We start from the raw sequence: 22,282 nt of genomic DNA, 5'->3' as shown, positions 1-22,282 counted from the left end.
ACGTTCTTACCCCTTTATCATCGTTTGAAGAATTCGTGCCAGTTCATCCGCCTGCGGCCTTTTCATCATGGTGACATGGTCTCCTTTGATGTGATAATACGAGCACGATCCTTTCGTATAAGCCTCCCAATCTGAGAACTTCTTCTGGAAATCAATGGCGTGATCACTGCTTTGTACAATATAAAACGGCACATCGAATGGTTCTTTTTCTAATTCAATGGCTTGTGACATGATCGTATTATGCGTTTGCATTTGCAAATATTTATCTAAATACTGATCATTCATAAATTGATGAACCACTTCATCCTTTTCTGCCTCTTTGAGTATTCTTTGCTTCACTTCTTGGAAGCTCAGCCCTTGTAATGCTTCTGGCTGGATACCGACGAGATTTCCCATTCCAAGGACAAGTGCAAGCATTTTTACTTCTTCTTCGTTCATATCCGCATGAAGCGCCTGATCAGCCTCATCTCTTAACACCGGGACCGTATCTAAAATGATGAGTCCTTTCGGCGCTTTTCCTGCATGGCAGAGCCGCTGATTCATTCCGTAGGCAAGGTGCCCGCCCATTGAATGCCCTGCTAGATAGTCAACACCAGGTCGATAGAAGGTCTCAATGGCTTCAACAAATATAGACACAAGCTCTGTGTAATGAAGGAATTGCGGTTCTTCATCCTCATATAAGCCAGGAGACTGCAAGGCGTACACAGCACCTTGATGTGTCATCAGCTTAGCCACATCAATATAGCCCATCACCGTTCCACCGGCAGGCGGTGCAAAGAAAATCCTCGGCTCGGCTGGATCGCCTTTTTTCAGCTCAATCACATAGTCCTTTGGAGACCTTTCGGCGTGCTCCCCGTCCTCTGGCATTGCGTCCACATGTGCGGCTAGCTGAGCCGGTGCTGGATGCATGAAAATCCATTTTGGATCAACCCGAATCCCCTTTTCTTTTAATTTGGCTACGGCTTGGATACTCATAATTGAATCGCCGCCTAAATCAAAGAATGAGTCATGTATGCCTACTTGTTTAACACCAAGTACGTCCTTGAAAGATGTGACAATTTGTTCCTGCGTTTCAGTGACTGGTTTGTCATCTCCATGAGAATGAGAGATCGTTTCTGTCGGCTCTGGCAGTGCTTTTTGATCAACCTTTCCGTTTGTTGTGACTGGCATTTCGTCCATTACAATAAAGTAACTTGGAATCATGTAGCCTGGCAGGCTTTCCTGTAAAAATGCTTTCCACCCTGGATCAGGATTCTCTCCGTCTGTGACAAGATAGGCCGCCAGCCGTTTTGAGCTGCCATACGTTTTGGCGATGACTGTACATTCTTTTACTTGTGGATGTTTGAGGAGAGCTGTCTCTATTTCTCCACATTCAATCCGGTAGCCTCTAATTTTCACGAGGTTGTCTTTTCGGCCGAGATATTCAATGGTGCCATCTGAACGCCATGTACCAAGATCACCTGAACGATACAGCCTGTCTCCCCCTAGTTCAGGGAATGGATTGTCTATAAACCGTTCCTGCGTCCGCTCTGGATCATGAAGGTAGCCTTTTGCCAGCCCTGTGCCGCCGATGTAAATTTCTCCTTTGACGCCTGCTGGCACTGGATTGAGCGCATCATCTAGTATGACGACAGTTGAATTCGATACTGGGACACCAATTGGAACTGACCTTGCTTCCTCTGGCATGTGCGTGACTTGATGTGTTGTGGCTAGGGTCGTGTTTTCTGTAGGACCGTAAGCATTGATGAGTACACCCTCCATATGCGGCAGTGCCTTTCGTGCATGCTCGCTGGACATCGCTTCTCCGCCAACGAGTAATATGCGGTAGCCTGCTACACTTTTTGGATCGTGCTCTACCAGCCGATTGAATAAAGCGGTTGGCAGACAGTTGGCTGTCACTTGATATGCTTTGATCAGCCGTGATAATTCATCCATATTCAGTGCGGCATATTTCGGAATTAGAATGAGCTGACCGCCATTCAGCAGCATGCCCCATAACTCAAATGTAAAGGCATCAAAAGCATAGTTTGAGAGCTGAAGCATCTTATCATCTGGACCTAGTTTCATATAATTTGTTTCTCTCACCAGACGGACAACTCCTGCATGGGGGAGCATGACGCCTTTTGGTGTACCTGTTGAACCTGATGTGTAGTTGACATAGGCTAACTGGTCTTCTCCAATGATTGATTGTTCTCTTTGATACACTGCATCTGTTTCTGGTAATGGCTTGTCCATGTCAATCTTTGTACCTGTAAAGTCTACTAGACGCTCTATTAAATGAGACTGAGTGATGATCACATCACTTTGCGTATCGCGAACAATGAGGCGGATTCGCGCATCTGGATATTCTGGTGACATCGGAACATATGCAGCACCAGATTTGACGATACCTAGCACTGAGACAATCATGTCAAAGGAACGATCAAAAAGCATCGGTACAAGTGAACCCGGTCCAACTCCTTTTGACTGCAAGTAAGCAGCAAGCTGTGTTGCCTTCTCATCCAGCTCTTGATACGTCATGTGCTCTTCCAAATAAGACAAGGCAATGCGGTGCGGATCACGCTGCACCTGTTCTTCAAACAGCTCTTGAATGGTCCGTTTTGGATATGGCGTAGCCGTTTGGTTTTTCCCAATAATCATCGCAGCCTGTTCCGCTTTATCCATTAAGCAATAATCAGAAAATGTACGTTCAGGCTGAGCCGTCATACCATCTAGCAGATGAAGATAATAATTCATATACCGATGAATGGTCTCTTGATCAAATAAATCTGTATTGTATTCAACATAGATGGACAGCTGATCTCCGTGTTCAAATACATGCAAGGTGAGATCAAATTTAGACACTGTATGATGAACCATCACATGTTCACTTGTCAGCCCTTTGAGATTGACATGGAGAGAATCTGTTACATACCCCATGGCCACTTGGAAAATAGGTGATCGACTTAAATCTCTATCTAACGAAAGATCATCGACAAGCTTATCAAATGGATAACGCTGATGCTCAAATGCTTTTAATGTCATCTCTTTCACGTTTTCCATGACATCAGCAAACGTAGCTGATGTGGAGATATCCTGTCTCAGCGCGAGTGTATTCACAAACATTCCAACAAGCTTCTCTGATTGCTTGGCATCCCGCCCTGCGATCGGTGAGCCAATGATGATATCTGTCTGTCCAGACAGCTTGTGAAGCAGGACGTAGTACGCCGACAGCATCGTCATAAACAGCGTTGTGCCCTGCTGCTTGGACAAAGCCTGCAAACGACGGATAAGCGTATCTTCCAAAACGATTTGCTCTGTAGCGCCGTTAAATGTTTGAACTGGCGGACGAGGACGATCAAACGGCAGCTCTAACACCGGAAGATCACCTTGTAAATGATCGAGCCAATAGGCTTGGTCTGCTTGATGATGCGTTACCTGCTCATTTTCCCAATGGACATAATCTGTCCATTCGATTTCCAGCGCTGGGAGCTGCGGCGATTCATCTGCAAGAAGCCCATCATATGCCGCTTCTAATTCCTGAATGAGCAGGCTGAGCGACCATGCATCTGAAATGATATGGTGCTGCGCGCAAAGAAGATAAAATTCTTCATTGCCCATATCTACAATCGTCCACTGCGCAAGAGGCCCTCTTTCTAAATCATAAATGCGATTCGCTTCTTGCTGAATAAGCTGCTTGAGTCTTCTCGTTCTTGTTTTTTCATTAAATAATGAGAAGTTCGCAACTGTGACGGATGGCGGAAGGTCTTCACGTATCAGTTGAACCGGCTTGCCGCCAAGCGATTGAAAAGTTGCACGCAGTGCTTCATGACGTTTCGTTAAGAGAGCGATCGCTTTTGTTAACGCTTGAATGTGCAATTGTCCTGTCAGCTTCCAAGCACCTAATATATTGTAATGATGGCTCTTTTCTAATGTGGATAAGAACCAAATACGCTTCTGAGCATGTGACAGCTCATAGCTTGTTCGCTTTTTCAGCTTTGGAATATTGGCTTCCTGAACAGCCGGTGCCTCTTTGATGTCATCCACCATTTGCGCCAAATGTGCCAAATGCTTGCTTTCAAATAATATTTTTAAAGGCGCCTTGATTGAAAACTCATGATTGATCCGTGAAATGGTTTGAGTCGCCTTTAATGAATGTCCGCCAAGGTCAAAGAATTGATCCTCTTTGTACACACGATCAACGTCTAAAATGTCCTCCCATATGGCAGCAAGCAATTGCTCTGTTGTCGTTTCTGGCAATTGTTTTTCGAGAGGTTGTCCATTTTTGTGATGATTCAGCTTAAGGGCTTCATGATCAATAGTGCCATCTAGTTTTTTTGGTATTTCTTGTACTTGCTGAATATCCCAGTCACCTTTTGTTCCACCTGCGATTTTTTCAACATGCACCTCTTTGCCAGGCTGAACTGTGTAAAAAAGCTTTTTCTCAAAAGTCGGTATTGGCGCTGGCTGAAGATACGCTGCGATTTCTGGGTTGGCTCCGTCTAGGCCGATAAATAGATGCGCTTCATTCAGCCGAGCACCTAGACAGAATGAATGGAGACCTTGCTTCTTTCCAATCAATTGAAATCCCTTGCGGACGGTAAGGGCTGCGCCGGTATGTCCCTTTGACAAACCAAGATTATCCCACATGCTGAAGTTCAAAGAGATCGCCCGTCTTCCTTCTTGAAAGGTGAGCGTGTGCGCAAGCCCATCTAAAAAGCTGTTGGCCGCAGAGTAAGCCCCGAATGTTGTGCCGCCAAAAAAGCCATTCACTGATCCAAAAAAGACGAGTGGTACTGCCGGGTCATGCTTGAAGGCTTCCTGTAGGACAAACGCTCCGTCTACTTTCCCTGACAGTTCCTTCGTAAAATCCTCTTCTGACGTATGCGCCAATGTATACTTATCCGTTTGCTGAAAATGCTCAGACACATTGCCCGCTCCAGCTAAATGCAGCACGCCCCTGATGGATTGACCAAAATGTTTTTCTGCTTTGTAAATCGCCTGCTCGACGTCAGTTAAATCGGTCACATCTGCTTGTACATAGATGACATCACCGAGGTCTTTTAGCTGTGAGAACGCTTCTTTCTTTTCAATGTTGGCTTCCAGAGAAGTCCTTCCAATCAATACAAGCTTTAGGCCAAATTGAAGCATCTGCTTAGACAGTTCAAATCCAATACCGCCAAGTCCTCCAGTCAGCAAATAAAGTCCTTCATATTCTAAAAATCCTTCTGTTTGAGGTGCTTGCATCATATCGACTTTTTCCAGCTTTGGTACAAGCCTGTGCCTTTTTCGGTATGCTACCTCTGCTTTTATATGAATCGCCGACAACTCATCAGCAATGTTCTTTGCATCCTGTTCCACTTGCTCCGCTTCAATATCTATATGGGACACCTCTGCTCCTTCCCATTCTTGCGGGATGGTTTTTAACAAACCAACGAGCGATGTTTTCTCCACATGAAGATCGTCATCAGGGCTTACAAATTGACCACCCTTTGTCACCACAACAAGCCGGACTGACTCTTTGTTTTCTTGCCTCCATGCTTGATACAAGTACAAAATAGATTGATTGGACCTCGCATGCACTTCTGTGAACTGCGCAGGCTCAACGATGGCTTCTTTGTCTGTCACATTCCACAGGTGGAGTATACACCCTGTCTTTAATTCATCTGCTTCAAGTGCTGCAACGAGCCTGACATAATCCCCCTTGATTCTCGGGTTCATCTGGTACATCCCTTTGGACAGACGCAAAAATTCATGTCCTTTTTTCACAGAAACATAGGGTTGATTTCTTTGTTCCAATTGGGCGTAAAGTGATTGGTAAAGCCCTTTTTCATCCTCGAAAACGAGTACATGATCAGCAGCAGGCTGATACGGACCAATTTGCTCCTTTGCCCAAGTGCGTTTGAAAAACCAATCTGGCAGTGTTTGTTCATTTTCAGAAGCAAGGTCCAGTGCCCTTTCAATGTCACGGAATACCCCTTCTTTTAGCGCCGCACCTAACTGAGCACGTTGGATCTTTCCACTTTCTGTTTTCGGAAATTGGTTCTTTTCCACTGGAATGATGTGATCAGGCTCTATGCCAATTTTACGAATGATGGCTGCTCTAATCTGCTGAATCATCGTGATTTGTTCCTCTAGCGAATCCTTTTGTGTGACAAAGAAGACGGCAAGTGTGTCGTTGCTTGATTCAGGATTGTAAATGCCGTACGCAGCGGCAAAGGTGACTTCTACCCCGTCCACCTCTTCCACAACTGCTTCAATTTCGTAATTCAAATAGTTGGCTCCGTTGATGACGATGATGTCCTTTTCTCGACCTGTCAGAACAAGACGCCCTTCGTGAATAAACCCTAAATCTCCCGTGTGAAACCAGCCATTTTCCGCAAATACCTCTTGATTGGCTTCCTCATTTTGATGATAGCCCATCATAATCGTCGGACTCTTCACCTGCAAGCGCCCGACCTGATCTTCTGGCAGCACATGATGATGCTCGTCTACAATCCGAATCCATACAGACGGAATCGGTGCGCCGACTTCTGTAAATGTCATTTTGTGCGGATGATCTTCTGCCACGTATTGGATCTCACCTGTTAACGAAGTCTGATCAATCGTCAGCTGTCCATCCTGATCATCATACCGCATGAATTTCTTTGATTGAACAATGGCTGAAGATGTTTCAGACATGCCATACGCCGGCACCATCGCATGGCGGCTTAATCCGTGCTGACCCATCATATGCATGAAGCGCTGCGTCACTTTTGGTACAACTGCTTCAGCTGCATTCATGATATAAGTCAGTGTAGAGAGATCCCATCTCCCCTTGCGGATGTCGTCCTCATATTCATTCATCATCGCAAAAGCAAAATTCGGTGCCCATGTCCTTGTGACGCCGTATGTTTCTACCCAATCTAGCCACACCATCGGCCGTTCGATAAATTGATCAATGGATGGACTAATCTGCTGGCAGCCAAAGTAGACGTCATGCACATGAAACATGACAATGCCTCCTACATGATCAAGCGGCATCCAGTTAAGCGACACATCCTCATGCGTAAAGCCATTTGTCTGCTCAAAGGAGATGATTCTAGATAAAATACTTTGATGGTTGTGACGGATACACTTTGGCACACCCGTACTTCCTGAAGAGAGCAACTGAAGCACAGGCTCATCTGGCTCTGGCTCATAATGCTGTTCATCCGGCTCACACGAGAGCAATGTTTCGATTGTTAAAATAGGCATGTCTTTTGCTTCAAATGCCTCACGCAGCCCAGCAATGTCCTCAGCACTTGCTTCATTCGTAATAATGAAAGGTTCATTTTGAAGCTGGAACACACCTTTCAGCTTGTTCACAGCTTGATTCGTTTCATCATAAACAGGCGGTACAGAGACTGGGGTCGGAATGATGCCACCGAGAATACAGCCCCAAAACACAGTGATGAAATCTTGGTGATCTTTCAATTGAAGTAACACTTGATCGCCGTTTGTCAGCCCTGCTTTCCTTAAACCAGACAGAATCCGTTCTGCGTTTGTGAGTAACTCAGGATAGGTTTGGGTCAACGTGTGCCCGCCTTCTTTGATATAGGTCACCCCGCGGTCAGGTGACATAAAGGCTGATCGAATCAACACCTCTGTCAATGTGACAGGTGTACCTGGTTTTTTGATGACATCCCCGCCATACACTAGTGCGGGCGGCTTTTCATGGGCAGATGCTTGCACTATTTCGCCCTCTTCATCCTTCGAGATCGATACGTTCCCTTGCGCACGCTGCCGATTAGGAAATAGATCATCTAGGTGATAAGGCGTTTGTTTTTCTGTCTGACTTTCAATGAGAGTGGCCGCTTCATCCACTCCATCTATGGCTTTCGTCCGTTCTTCTATCTTTCTCAAACTCTCTTCATCCATGATGTCGATTGAAAGCAGCGCTTCTGTATCGACTGCTCCACTTTCTGCCCTTGGCAAGGAAGGCAATAAGACGAGAGCGGCTGGCACTTCATCAGGGTGAAGCACGCCTGTCATCAGATCCTCTCTTGTCAGCGAAGGGTCCTTCGCCTGTGCAAATAACACAAGCGAGAGGCTGCCTTCTTCATTTTTCTTCGGGATGAATGCACATTCCTTTAGCGGAAAATGAAGCATCATGACCTGTTCTAATGCTTTGAGATCGATTCGTTTTCCGTTGATTCTGACGATATGATTTGCTGCATGGCCTTTCCTTCTACTCATTAACATCGTTCTTCTCCTCCTACACCCAATCCAAAATCTGAATCTTGTTTTTTTCAGTCCAAACGCCGACATCCCCTGTCGGATAGAGGTATTCGCCTGTTTGATGTTTGAATGGATGCGGAATTTTATTCGTCTCCATCCAATCGGCAAGCTCTCCGCAAAGTGCCTTGATACCCTCTGCACCGATAAAAATATCTCCAGGAAATCCTACTGGCATGAGCTGATGCTCTTCGCTCAGGACATAGATTTCTGTCTCACACGAAGGATCATGCACACCTGAGTAGACCTCTTCTTGATCTGGATACAGCACGCTGACTTGTGCATTTTTCGCCCAATCGGTGATCATCCGCTCTTTTTCTTCATTTGTCACGATCGTGAAGGACGAGAGTGGTGTCTCCACTTGTTCTGTCATGGCTTCAAGTGTATGGACCAGCTGCTTCATCAGTGATTGTATTTGTTTTTCTGTATATTGATTGAAGCGGTATGTGACCCGAAGCTCCAGCGTATCTCCCGGGACAGCCACAAGGGTCAGGTCATAGTTTGTTTCTTCATGACTGGCTATGTCTAAGATCCGTACACCATATGGTTCTACAGATTCAATCGGATAGTTTTCAAACACGACAATGCTGTTAAACAATGATTCTCCATTCGGAATTTGGGTCATCTGCTGAATATCTGGCAGTACGGTATACTCGAATTCTCTCATGTGAAAAACTGTTTCCTGCGTCTCTGTCAGCAGCTCGGCAATGGTCTTATCTCGTGTGATCGGCAAACGGAGCGGCAAGGTGTTAATAAAGAGACCTGTCATGCTTTCAACCTCTGGTAAGTCCGCCGGCCGGCCAGATACTGTGACACCGAACACAACATCCTCTGAGCCTGAATGAAGGTGCAAGAGCAGACCCCACGCCGCCTGAATCAGTGTGCTCATCGTGACCTTCTGTCTCCCTGTCATTTTCTCCAGCTTCTGCTGCATGTCAGGTGTCAGTTTGATACTAATTTGATCAATACCTGCTCCTTTTTCCGAAGCTTGCTCTCCGTCTCCTGGTAGTGGTGTGGCTTCCTCTACTCCTGACATGTAATGTTTCCAGAACGCTTGCGCCTTCTTTTGATCCTGCTTTTGCAGCCACTCAATAAAATCTTTATATGGACGCACAGCAGGTAGGTTCATCTCTCGTTCATCCACAAGCGAGCGATATATTGAAAAGGATTCCTCAATCAAGCCGAACAGGCTCCAGCCATCAATTAAAATATGATGAAAGCTAAAAACAAACGTGCAAGTTTTCTCATCACGATGGAATAGAGCGATACGAATGAGCGGTTCAGCCGCATCTCCTAATTCGAAATCCTTTGAACGATCGGTTTGTAAATACTGCTCAATGGTTTTCTTCTGATCCATTTCACTCAGGCGGCGCACATCGTGCTGAGTGAGGTGAATGCTTCCTTCTGATTGAATCAATTGGACAGGCTCCTTTAGCCCCTCCCAAGCAAATCTTGTCCGTAAAATCGAATGACGTTCTACAAGTAGATTCCATGCTTTTTCATAGGCTTCACCGTCCGTTAAACCTTCGAGCGTCATATGCACCTGACCAAAATACGCCTGTGACGCTTGATCTAACAGTGCATGAAACAGCATCCCTTGCTGCATTGGAGACAGTGGATACACATCTACCACATTGTCTGGGAGCTCATCTATTTGCTCTTGCGTCATCTGGACCATTGGAAAATCAGATGGCGTAAAGCCGCCTTTTGTCTCTACACAATGCGTCAGAATATCCTCCATTTTTTCTTTAAATCGGTCAGGTAATTGACGCACCTCTTCCTCCTGAAGCAGTTCACGATTGATCATAAAATTCATCTGAAGCTGCCCATTGACAACGTATCCGTACACATCGATCAAATGCTGTCTTTCTGCTTTTGGATCATGTACATGCCCATTTCGTTCATCTGCTATATACAGATTTGCCTCACCGTCTATTTGATCTAACTGTCCAAGGTAATTAAAGCTCACCTGCGGCGCTGCCGTTTTAAGTAAACGCGCTGCTGTCATGTATTGGAGTAAGCCATAGCCGATCCCCTTTTGCGGCACAGCTCTTAAGGTTTCTTTGACATCTTTGATTTGCCTCTCAACATCGGTTTGAATAAAAGGAATAAAAATAGGATAAGAGCTTGTAAACCAGCCGACTGTCCGTGACAAATCCATCTGTTCAAATAAATCTTCGCGTCCGTGCCCTTCTAACGTGATCAGTAATGACTTTCCAACAGCTTGCGCAAGTCCAGATAAGAGTAAATCGTTCACTTCTGTTCGGTACGCTTGTGATGCGTGCCTTAGTAAAATGTCTGTTTGATCCTTCGTCAGTTGAACAGTCAGGATCTCTGCATGTTCTTCTATATTGAAAAGCGCAGGTGTTTGAAAAGGAGAACCTTCTTCCTCTTGATCGATGATTTTTTGCCAAAAAGGAACCTGCTCTTGTAATTGATCAGTTTGTGCATATTCATAGAGTGCCTCTGCCCACTGTTGATAGGAAGCGGTTTTCTTAGCAAGCGTGATCTCCTGCCCTGCCGCAGCCTGCTTCAACCCGTTTAAGATATCTTCCTGTATGATGCGCCACGAAATTCCATCCATCACAAGATGGTGGGCTGCGATGAAGAGTTCAGACGTGCGATCACTTGTCTGAAAAAGATTAAATTTGATCAATTCTCCTCTCTCTAATGACAGTGTTCCTTGACAAGCACTTGTCTCCATGCGGATTTGCTCTATCGCTTCCTCGTGAGACACATCCGTCAAATCAAAGATTGTGACACAAGGGATGATGCCGGGCGCACGAATGGTTTGAATCCATGTGACGTCTGCTGCTTTTGTATAAATGGCTCTCAGCATATCGTGATGATCGACAAGTTTTGAAAGAACTTGTGTTAACAATTCGGGTTGTATAGATTGCTTGAATTCAATATGAGCTGATAGATTCCAATAATCTTGGTTTGTCATCGATTGCTCAAGGAACCAAGATTGGATTGGAAGCAGACGTACATCTCCTGTAACAGGTGATTGATCATAAGACACAGATACATCTGCTCTTTTCATCGCGCGTGCCAGCTGTGAAATGGTCTGTTTTTCAAATACATCTCTCGGCTGTATGATGAAGCCTTCCTGTGCTAGGCGTGCCACCATTTGTATGACAATAATAGAATCTCCGCCAAGCTCAAAGTAGTTATCATGAACACCGATTGAAGGAGTGCCCAGAAGCTGAGTCCACACCTTTTCAAGTACTTGTTCTTCCTCACTGAGTGCCTGATCTGCTGGTTTGTCTGCTTCTTCCTGTCTCCACACTGGCGGCGGGAGACGCTTTTGATCTACCTTGCCGTTTGGCGTGAGCGGCAGTTCCTCGAGCTCTATGAATAGGCTCGGTACCATATAATCTGGCAGTCGATCTTTTAACTTGCGGCGAAGGTCTTGTTGGGTCCATGCACCTTTTTGGACAAAGTAACCGATGAGGCGCTTATGACCACTCTCATGCTGATGCGGAATGACCGCACATTCTATGATGTCTTCAACACTCAGCATAGCGGCTTCAATTTCGCCGCATTCGACGCGATGTCCGCGTATTTTCACTTGATGATCGATTCTTCCAAGGCAGTCGATGATGCCATTTGGGAGCCAGCGGCCCATATCACCTGTTTTATATAAACGCTCTCCTTTATGGAAAGGATGCGGGATAAATGATTGCGATGTTTTTTCTTCATCTCCAAGATAACCTAGTGCCAGCCCTGTTCCGCCAACATAAATCTCTCCAATGACACCTTGTGGAACCGGCTGCAGCTGGTCGTCTAATACATAGGCTTGTGAATAAGCAATTGGCTGACCGATAGGGACGGTCGTCTGCTCTTCGTCTAATGAGCAAATGTGATACACACAAGAGAACGTCGTATTTTCAGTTGGTCCATAGCCGTTTAAAAGACCTTCAGGTAAATATGGCAGTGCCTTGCGAATATGAGCTGCTGATAGCGCATCACCACCGACCAACAATGCATCGAATCCAGATAAAGCTTCTGGATGTTCCTCCGTCAATCGGTTGAACAGCGGCACTGTCAGAAATCCTGTTGTGATCTTGTATGACGTCAGCGTGTCAGCCAGTGTATCCATTGATAAAACTGTATTTCGATCGGTAAGAATCAGCCTTCCCCCGTTTAGAAGAGCTCCCCATATTTCATACGTAAAGGCATCAAAGGAGAAGCTGGCCATTTGTAAAATGCGCGTATGTTCATCAAAAGTGACATAGTCTGTTTCACAGACAAGCCGGATGACTGCTTGATGCGGAATCAAAACCCCTTTTGGCTGTCCAGTTGACCCTGAAGTGTAATTGATATAAGCGAGTCCATCAGGTTTTAGGGCAGCAGGTATAAGTTCTGCTTCTGATAAAAATTCTTCATATCCTTCATCAAGACAAATGAGTTCGGTTTGACTGATGGACACCTTTTTCAGCCATTCATTTTTTGTCAGTAACAGCTGAATACCTGTATCTCTCAGCATAAAATCAATGCGTGCATCTGGATATTCAGGATCAATCGGCACATAGGCGCCTCCTGCTTTCACAATCGCCAGCACCCCAAGAATCATTTCAGGCGACCTGTCCATGAGCAGTCCTACTGGTTCATGCGGCGTCACACCTCGCTGCTGAAGAGAAGCCGCCAGCCGGTCGACTTTCTCTTGTAACACATGATACGTCCACTGCTCTTCCCCGAATTCGAGAGCGATGGCATCAGGTGACTTTCTCACTTGCGCTTCAAACCGCTCCGTAATGAGAAGCGGGCCTGCCGGCTGATCCATTTTGCCGCTCCATTCATAGAGCAGCTGATGCTTCTCTTTTTCTGGCAGGTAATTCATTTGTTTGATCGGCTGTGCTGGATTTTCACAAATACGCCCAAGCAGCTGCTCGTAGTACCGAAGGAACCGGTCCATCGTTTCGTCAGAAAATAAGTCCACATCATACTCCAGTTTTAATTGAAGACCCTCCGCTCCTTCAAAGACAAACAGAGATAGATCGAATTTGGCGGTATCGTTATCTTCAATAGCTAAAACAGATGTCGCCTCCCCCATCGGAGAAGCCTCAAGCGGCAGATTTTGCAAAACGAACATGACCTGAAACAGCGGCTGTTTGCCAGCCTCACGTACAATATTCAGCTCATCTACGACCATCTCAAACGGCACATCCTGATGCGCATAGGCGCCCATTGTTGTTTCTTTCACCCGTTCTAATAGATCAGTGAAAGCAGGATTCCCGCTATGATCGATCCGAAGTGCCAGCGTATTGACGAAAAAGCCGATGAGTTGTTCCATCTCCGTCCGATTTCTCCCAGCAATGACTGACCCAATCACAAACTCATCCTGTGAAGACAAACGGTGCAGCAGTGTTGAAAAGGCGGTCAGCAGCGTCATATAAAGGGTACTGTCAGTTTTTTTAGAAAGCTCAGCCAGCTGATCGGACAGCGACTTCGACAGGTGGTATTTTTTCGTTTTTCCTTTGTAGGATTGAACAGCTGGCCGCGGGTAGTCATACGGCAAAACCAAATCTTCTACAGGGACTGCAAATTGCTCCTTCCAATAGGAAAGCTGCTTCTCCAGCGTCTCTCCAGTCAAATACTCCTTCTGCCATAGGGCGTAATCCGCATATTGAATCGGCAGCGGCGATAGATTAGGCTCCCGCCTGTCGATCATTGCTGTATACCATTCAGACAGCTCTCTTGCGGCAATCCCAACCGACCAGCCATCTGACACAATGTGGTGAATGGACATCAGCAGCAAATGATCTCTTTCCGACAGCCGAATGAGTTTTACACGAAAGAGCGGATCATGCTCTAAGCGGAAAGGTGTGCTTGCCTCTCTTTTTGCCCATTCAGCCGCTTTTTGTTCTTTTTCTTCCTGCGACGTCAAATCTGATAGATCCACCACTTCAAGCTCTGGAAGGATTATATGCTCATGGATCATCTGCACCGGTTCATCGCCGTTCATAGTAAAGGACGTTCTAAGCGACTCATGCCTTTGCACCATTTGCTGAAGACTGCGCTGAAGTACCTTCACATCTAAAGATCCATTTACCCGAAAGGAAATTGTATTATTGTAAAATGGCAGATCAGGCTGTAATTGATAGAGAAACCACTGTCTTTGCTGGGCATAGGACATCGGAATCTCCTGGCCCTTGGCCATTTTCCGTACCTGTACCGCTTCATCCACTTTTGCATGTGAATCGATCCATGCCGCTAATTCCCCAAGTCTCGTATGCTCGAAAAGAACAGCGAGCGGCACATCAAATCCCATTCTTTGTCTCACCGCTGACAGCATTTGCGTTGCCTTGAGCGAATGACCTCCGAGTAGAAAGAAATGATCACCACAGCTGACATTTGAGACTTCAAGGAGTTCGGACCAAATGCTTGCCAAAAGTTTCTCCGTCTCCGTTTGAGGCGCTCTGTCTTCTGCATCCTGTCCGCTTTCCTCAATGAATGCTTTGAAATACGCTTCATCCGGCATGCCATCCTCTGATTCTTTCCAGTATTCCTCAGGAAATAGATGGACGGAATATTCACCAGATAGATGAGTCTGCAAACATGTATAAATGGACTGATACAGCCGTTCTTCAATGGCTTTTGTTTTGTCGGTTTTGTAAAAGACATACACAGCTTTCTCTGTTCGGCTCTCCGCATAAAGCATCTCTTGAATGTCCTGCTTCGACCGATCTAATCCCATATAAATGAGAGGTGCATCTGTCATTAAACATGCCAGCATCGTCTGGAAGCCCGCCCGCTTCGGAATCGGAAGATAGCCTCTTTCTTTTAACATACCTTTGATCATCGAACCCTCGCTCATGCCAATCTCATCCCACATGCTAAAGCTAAAGCAGTATGGCTTCACGGACGATGTCAGCCTCTGATAATGAGCAAATTGTTCAACGAACTCATTGGCAGCAGAGTAAGCGCCTACGGTCATCCCGCCCTTCAATGTTCGTGCTGATGAGCTGGAAATAAATAAGACGTTCTTCCGTTTAGAAGCCGCTTCATGAAGCGCAATCGTGCCATATACCTTTGCTTCGTACATCGCATGTAAGGACACAGACGTCATGTCAGCAAGCAGCTCTTCTTGAATGATGCCAGCGAAATGAATCACGCCATGCAGCCTTTTTCCATGGGCCACCTCTTGTCTTGAGATAAGGGCTTCAAGGGCTTTTGCATCCGTCAAGTCCACTTCTTCATAATGAACAGTGCCGCCGCGTTTTTCCGCTTGTTTCTCAAGTGAGGTCAATACGTCTTGCTGCTCCACAGATAAAGCTACTCGTGCCTTTCTTCCAAGCAGAACAAGATGCGCTTGATAGGACGTCAGAAGATGTTCACTTAGCATCCGTCCTATTCCGCCAAGCCCGCCTGTCATCACGTAAAGCCCGGTTGATTCAAATGGTGGTGTCTTCCTCTTTTGCTCTCTTTCTAGATGAATCGGCGTTAAAAGAGGAATATAACGAACACCTTCGCGGTAAGCAGCAATATGACAGCTTGTGTCCTGTGTAAGCTCTGTCATGATCGCTGATGCATGGGAACGGTCAGCCGATTCTGTCAGAGAAAAATCAAGACACCGCACCTTGAGAAACGGCCACTCATGCTGTACAGCTGTCATCAATCCTGCTGTCGTTGCTTTTTCCACATGATGTGTTTGATCTTCTGGCAGATTCATCGCATGAGCGGAGACAAAAGTGATCTCTACAGGTTCCTCATAGGCGGCAATCGCTTTTGTTGTATATAATGCACTCATGCTGCCAATTTTCTGCGCTTCCTTCGCCATTGCTGCTTGAAGTGTGTCTTCCTTGTTTGTGTAGTTCCAAAGGTGAATGATTTGTTTCACCGAAACGCCATACGAACGGAGCGCCTCAAAGAGTTGTTCGTAGTCTGACGGCCGATTCGGGTGGATGATGAAGTGAGTATGTGTGAGTTGTGTGAATGCTTGACCCGGTTCAACCGTAATATAGGTTTGTTCATTGTTTGATAGGGATTTCAATTGATCTGCCAGACCTAATGCATCCGCAAAGATCACTGTATCCCCTGCTGTTTGCTTTTCAGTTTTATGAAGCGGAGCGGGTGTCCACTTCTTTTGATAACTCCAATCAGGCAAGGTGTGTTCATTTTCAAGTCTGATGTCCAGTTCCTTAATGATTTCGTCAAATTCTCCTTCCTGCCACCTTGTCTTGAGCTGTGCCCTTTCTATTTTTCCAGAGCTTGTTTTCGGAAAGGCATGCTTTTGGACAGGAATAACCCTTGGTGCAGAAAGACCCATTTTTGTTGCAATATGGGTTTTGATGTGCTGGCTAGCCCTCATGATATAAGCAGGCTCATACAGCTTCGGTGTAAAAAAGAGAATCAGTTCATCGGATGCAGATGCCTCCATTCGCACGGAGCAAGCAGCCACAAAGCTTGTTTCTACGCCGGGTACTTCCTCTGCCATGGCTTCAATTTCATAGTTGTGATAATTTTTCCCGTTGATGATGATCATGTCTTTTTCCCTACCAGTTAATGTCAGCTTTCCTTCATGCAGAAAACCTAAATCACCCGTGTGGAACCAGCCCTCTGTTTGAAAAACCTCTTCATTCGCTTCGTCATTCTTGTAATAGCCCTTCATTGTCGTCGGCCCTTTGATTTGCACGCTGCCAATATGATCTTCAGGAAGAAGCTCATGCTCATGGTTGACGATACGAATCGTGATACCTGGAATCGGTTTCCCCAACTCTGTAAAGCTGACGGTTCCAGTGTCGCGTGCATCCGCTGGTCTTAGCTGCTCTGTCAGCGATGTTTCCTCAAAGGTCAGAACCCCGCTGTTTTCATCTCCCCGCTCAATCGCAAAAGAGAAGACAACGGCTGATGAGATTTCTGACATGCCGAAAGCCGGTCTGATGACGTCTCCTTTTAAGCCGTGCGGAGCGAGCAAGTGTAAAAACCGGTGGATCGTCTTCGGTACGACCGCTTCTGCCCCATTGATCATGCACGACATGGAAGAAAGATCCCAAGACCCTGAAGAGATTTCTTTCTCATAATCATTGATCATCGCAAATGCGAAGTTAGGTGCCCATGTCTTCGTTGCACGATAACGGTCCATCCAGTCAAGCCAGCGCAGCGGCTGAGCGATGAAGTCATCTGTTCTTGCCCGAATCTGCTCACAGCCTGTGTACACATTGACAAGATGGAACATGACAATGCCGCCAATATGATCTAATGGCATCCAGTCTAACGAGACATCTTCTTGTGTAAACCCATTGGCTGCAACCGTTCCTTTGACATTCGCCAACACACTTCTATGAGAATGCTCTACGCATTTGGGCATCCCCGTACTTCCAGACGTTAAGATAAAAAAGACGGAATCATCAGGCGTGACTGGATGTGCTTCTAGATCTCTTTCTAAAGTAAGCATTGGTTCAACGGCTGCAACACGTAATTGATCTGTATGCCACAGTAAAGCTAAGCCTTGCACCTCATCAATCAGCGAATCATCCGTGAGAATGAGCGGATGCTCCAGCAGGTTCCAAGCGTGATGAAGCTTCTTCACTGAGGCATTCATTTCCCGATAGGTCGGGGCTGCCGATACAAGTGTTGGGACAAATCCGCCTAATACACATGCCCAAAAAGCCGTGACCATCGCATGATTCGATGAAAATTGAAAGAACACAGGATCTCCCGGCTCAAGGCCTAGTGCTCTTAAACCCGTCAGCACCCGCTCGGCATCCTCCTTCAACTGCGCGTAGGATTGCGTGAGCTCATTTTCACTATTGATGATATAAGTCAGCCCATTTGTTGATTTGGCTGCCTCAGTTAGAGCGTCCTGCAAGGTTTGAGCTCCTGCACGAACATCTATATCCCCTCCATAGGAAATGGCTGGGGGCATGTCTGCTAAAACAGGTGAAGCCATTTGCGTTTGTATCCATTCAGCTGCGGCCTCCTGCTCCATGTGATGGTCTAGAAATAAATGAGAGAGGTGATATGGCCGAGGTCGAATGGTTTTTTCACGAGAAAAAACAGCGAAGCGTTCGATTTCGTTGGTTTGTAAAATGGTATTCTGTACATCTTGTAAAATCGTATCCATTGATTCATGTACATTCGATTGATTGATGGTTGATGGTTTCATATGAGTTCCTTCCCTTTTTTGTCAGGCAGGGCTGCCAGTGTGCACCCCTGCCTCATCTAAAGTTTACAAGACTGTTTCTCTATTTTTATGATGGACTATTTCTTTAATGAGCTGTGCATTTCGGACGGCACATTCTTTGTTTTTGAACATGTCGGCGTGCTGACCAAAGCCTTGAAATTCTCGATAAGCGCCGGTCGTCGCAGTTTCCCATTTATCCATCCATTCTGGTATCGCAATATGCTCTTCGGATTGGATAAAGTCAATGTCTGCGTGTATCTCTCCTTGGTTCACCCCCTTAACAAAAGCTTCATAGTAAGCCCTCGTTTTTTGAGCAAGCTCGTCTTGAATGAGCTCCGCTTGGGCAAGTTCACTTTGCTTCGACTGATGGACGATCGCGGCGATATCGTCATCAATGGATCGTCCTTCTAAATCACTTTCTCCTATTTTCTTATACGAATCGATCATGATGACCTTTTCGACGGTCCGCCCTGCTTGTTCGAGCGATTGAACAAGCTCAAATGCTAGGTAGCACCCGCCAGAGTAACCCATCAAAGTCAGTGGTCCTTCAGGCTGAAGGTGCTGGATATGCTGAACGTATTGCGTGATTCGGTGATCAGCTTCAATAAAGTCAAAGGCGATAAAACGAATACCATCAAGCGTTTTTGCGGCTTCCTGATAGATAAAGCCATAGCCCGGTAATGGTGGTAGAGCAAAGACTGTTGGCGTTTGAGATTCATTGAATACAAGATAGCCTGCAGCTTCCTGATCCTGCTGTTGAATATAACGGCTGACTGCTTCAATGGTAGGTGTCTCAAACAGCAAGTGAATAGGCACTTGAACATCAAATTCCTTTGTCACCTTAGATAAAAGCGACATCGCTTTTAATGAATGCCCGCCAAGCTCAAAGAAATGGTCATCTGTGCTGATATCTTCTCTTTCAAGCACTTCCCGCCACATCACAAGCAGCTTTTGTTCTACCTCATTTACCGGAAGCTTCACATGACGGTTTCCTTGAGGCACCTCTGGCTTTGGCAGCTGACGTTTATCAACCTTTCCATTTGGCGTAAGTGGCATTTTCTCAAGTCTGATCAGTTCATGAGGCTGCATGTAAGCCGGAAGTTTTTCCTTTAGCCCTGACCTGATCACATTGAGTTTATCCTTCCACTCCTCCTCACACGTCATATAGGCAAGCAGCCTTGTATGCTGCGTGTTATGCTGATCAGCTATAAGGGCCGCTTGTTTTACACCTGGATGCATGAGAAGGTGGGCTTCAATTTCTGTCAGCTCAATTCGATGACCGCGAATTTTCACCTGATCATCCACTCTGCCCGCATACTCAATCAAACCGTCCGCTCGAAAATAAGCCAAGTCTCCTGTACGATACAGCCTTTCTCCCGCAGCGAATGGATGCGTGATAAAGGCTTGTTTCGTCAGATCAGGACGATTCAAATACCCCTTTGCAAGCCCTTTGCCGCTCAGACAAAGCTCTCCGACCATTCCAATCGGCTGAAGCTGTCCGTGCTGACTCAATATATAAGCACCCGTCTGGTTGAGCGGCTTTCCGATTGGAATCGAACGCGCTTCCATCGGCAGAGCCTCATCGACTGGATAATAAGTGGCGAATACTGTTGATTCGGTTGGGCCGTAGACATTGATGAGTCTGCCTTTCCCCATAACAGCAAAGGCTTTCCTCACATGCTGGACTGATGCCCGCTCTCCACCAAACAGCACCTTGCGCACACTGCGCATCCAGTCGGTTTCTTCATCAACGAGGAGATTAAATAATGCTGTCGGAACAAACATGACAGAAATATTTTCCCTTTTAATCAATCCCGTCAGCTCGCCCATGTTTAAAATGGTCTCTTTTTTCGGCAAGACAAGCTTCGCTCCGTTTAAAAGTGCGCCATACACATCAAATGTAAAGCCATCAAATACGCTGTTGGATAGTGACAGCAGTGTATCTGTTTCTGAAATGGTTAAGTAGTTTGTATTTTTGACCACCCGGGCAATATTCGAATGGGTCGTCATAATGCCTTTTGGCTGACCTGTTGTACCAGACGTATACATGATGTAAGCCGTATCGTGTAAGCCTGCTTCAAGCGGCAGATTCTCTGAGCTCATCAGTGAAATTTCTTGATCATCTGCAAACAGATACGTTCCATCAAACGCAAGTGCCTTCACTTGACCGATAAAGGATGAGTGAGTCAGTAGATGCGTTGCTGCGCTGTCTTTAAGCATGTATTGAATGCGGCTTTCTGGATAATCGGGATCAATTGGCACATAGATTGCACCTGCTTTTAAGACAGCAAGCAGACTGACAATCAGTTCAGGTGTGCGGCCCGCTAAAATGGCGATGACCGTTTGATGCGTGACCCCATTTTTTTGCAAATGTCTTGCCAATCGGTTGGCTTGTTCATTCAGCTCCGCATATGTCATCGTGTGCTCACCTGCTGATAATGCGACCGCATTCGGCTGTTTGCGGACATTATGCTCAAACCATTTCGACAAATACAGCTGGTCATGCTCAAGCTCGGGCGCATTCCATTCCTCAAGAATCAGCTGCTTTTCCTGTTTTGTGACAAGTGTAAGTGTATGAACCGATTGATCAGGATGTTTGACCGCCTCCTTCATCAATAGACTCAGCTGTTCCTTTAACCGTTGAACAAATTGAGGATCAAATGCTTTTTGATTAAAGGCCAGCTTCAATTGCAATTGTTCTCCTGGTGATGCCAGCAAATTGAGATCATAGTTCGATTTTTCATACACATTCATGTTTTCCACAGTAAATCCTAACCGCTCCTCTTGCTCTTCCTTCTTTGCGGCTGGGACATTTTCAAACACGACAATATGATCCATGAGTGGCTGATGACCTGTCTTTGCCTGAATATCATAAATTGGAATGTATTGGTGCGGCTCGGCCGCAAGAGACTGCTGCTGCGTTACTGACAGAAGAGAACGGAATGTCATGTCATCTGTCAGCTGAATTCTTCTTGGGATGACATTAATGAACAAGCCAACCATTCTGTCAACACCAGCCAAATCTGCCGGACGCCCCGACACAACCGTGCCAAACAGCACATCATTTGAACGCTGATATCTGCTCAATAAAATTGACCAGACTGATTGAAGGACACTGCTTAACGTCGCATTTTGCTGGAACGCTAACTCTGATAAAGCAGCCGTTTCTCCCTTGCTCATCGACCATTCCAATTCGCCTAATTCGTGTTCATTCGTTTGCTTTCTCTGTTCTTTAAAGGTAGATTGTCCATCAAACCCAGCTAAAGATTGCTGCCAGTATTGAAGTGATGCTTGTTTATCTTGTTTTTCCAGCCATTGAATATATTCTTTGTACGGTTTAACCGGTTCCAGCTTGTAAGGGATATCATGCAAAAGGGCATGATAAATCGCAAATAGCTCCTGCACCACAAGCCCAAAGCACCAGCCATCAAGAAGGATATGGTGATAGCTCCATATCCAGCGATAGCTGGCAGGGCCCGTTTGGAAAACAGTTGCCCGCATGAGCGCATCCTTCGAAAGGTCAAATCCTCTCAGCTGATCCTGTTGTTTAAATGTCTCAATACGTACAAGCTGTTCATCTTCAGAAAGCTTCTGCATGTCCACCACATCAAGCGTAAAAGGACGTTTCTTCAGTACAACTTGGACAGGGCGCTTCACTTTTTCGTGGAGAAATACGGTACGAAAAATATCGTACCGCTCCACGATGACATTCATGCTTTTCTCAAGTAAGTCATGACGCAGTGTGCCTTTTACGTTCATATCCATTTGCTCTACATAAAAGCCCTTTTCTTGGTGATGGAGGGTATGAAACAGCATGCCTTCTTGCATCGGTGACAGATAATACATGTCTTGAACTTGATCCCTTTTAAATGAACTCATCTATTTCATCCTCCCTTCCCGTTTTTATGTCTGATCTCA

The 22,282-nt window shown here is 45.9% G+C and carries 3 protein-coding genes; all 3 read right to left on the bottom strand.

Annotated features, from left to right (window positions below):
* Positions 1–6 precede the first annotated feature (6 nt).
* A complete protein-coding gene (locus tag MHI16_RS01995; protein ID WP_342498049.1) occupies positions 7–8,202 on the bottom strand; it encodes an amino acid adenylation domain-containing protein in 8,196 nt (2,731 codons plus the stop codon).
* A gap of 13 nt (positions 8,203–8,215) precedes the next feature.
* Entirely contained in the window at positions 8,216–18,346 is a 10,131-nt protein-coding gene (locus MHI16_RS01990; protein ID WP_342498048.1) for an amino acid adenylation domain-containing protein, read from the bottom strand.
* 63 nt (positions 18,347–18,409) lie between these two features.
* Complete coding sequence (locus MHI16_RS01985) at positions 18,410–22,243, bottom strand: amino acid adenylation domain-containing protein (protein ID WP_342498047.1); 3,834 nt, start codon at positions 22,241–22,243, stop codon at positions 18,410–18,412.
* Between the last annotated feature and the right edge of the window lie 39 nt (positions 22,244–22,282).

Source organism: Bacillus sp. FSL K6-0923, from assembly GCF_038630825.1.
Lineage (GTDB): Bacteria > Bacillota > Bacilli > Bacillales > Bacillaceae > Bacillus > Bacillus pumilus.
This window is presented reverse-complemented; position numbering and strand designations above follow the sequence as displayed.

Coding starts and splice junctions, on each gene's coding strand:
- MHI16_RS01990 (WP_342498048.1), bottom strand. CDS start 18,346: ATGAAACCATCAACCATCAATCAATCGAATGTACATGAATCAATGGAT.
- MHI16_RS01995 (WP_342498049.1), bottom strand. CDS start 8,202: ATGTTAATGAGTAGAAGGAAAGGCCATGCAGCAAATCATATCGTCAGA.
- MHI16_RS01985 (WP_342498047.1), bottom strand. CDS start 22,243: ATGAGTTCATTTAAAAGGGATCAAGTTCAAGACATGTATTATCTGTCA.